The organism is Levilactobacillus spicheri DSM 15429 (genome assembly GCF_001435095.1).
Taxonomy (GTDB): domain Bacteria; phylum Bacillota; class Bacilli; order Lactobacillales; family Lactobacillaceae; genus Levilactobacillus; species Levilactobacillus spicheri.
Map to the genome: position 1 here is coordinate 1 of NZ_AZFC01000007.1, position 693 is coordinate 693.

Here is a 693-nt window from a genome sequence, read left to right on the forward strand (position 1 = left end):
AGTTTTACCGGTTTTTGTGTCGGATGGTCCGTTTTCTCTTTTGAATTATTGGCGACTGCCGAGAACTTTAAATAATCACTAGGGTTTTTCCAATTGGCGTCATATACATTCCAACTTCTTGGAGCGTATTTGGTATTGAAAGAAACTTGAGATTTTGTATTATGCCTTTTACTATTCCCATGTTGCATTTCACCGATTCTCGGACTTTCTCTTCGCATCATTTGACGGTTAAAGGTGGGCCGCTTACTGCCAAAAACAATGATGTCTTCCGTGTACTTCATGTGCATGTACTTCGCATTTGCAAAATTAGACGGTCGATGCTTAATCCACGTTAAATGCTCTCGGTACCACTTCAGATTGCTACCTACAAGCTGTGAGGTGAAAGGCTCTGTTCCAAAAAGAACTATTGCCCCCCCTAATTTGATAATCCGTTTGTACTCGTGCCAGAGAGGCTCAAACGGGATTATGGTGTCCCATTTGCAATTAGTCGTTCCGTAAGGCAAATCGCAGATGACAGCATCTACTGAATTGTCGGGAAGTTTCTTCATCAACTCAAGACAGTCACCTTTTTGTAAGTCAATCATGTTTTCACCTCAACTATGTATAAAAAAGGCCCGGCGACTGCCGCCAGGCCTAACTTAACCTTCAATTCGAGAGAAGTTTTGCCTTCTTTCTCTTTGAATTTGATTTTGG

1 protein-coding gene is annotated in these 693 nt (G+C 41.7%); it reads right to left on the minus strand.

Annotated elements, in window-relative coordinates; all coding sequences use genetic code 11:
* On the minus strand, nt 1-584 hold a 584-nt coding region (locus FD37_RS02655; protein WP_056963256.1), incomplete at its 3' end, for a DNA methyltransferase.
* Nucleotides 585-693 lie beyond the last annotated feature (109 nt).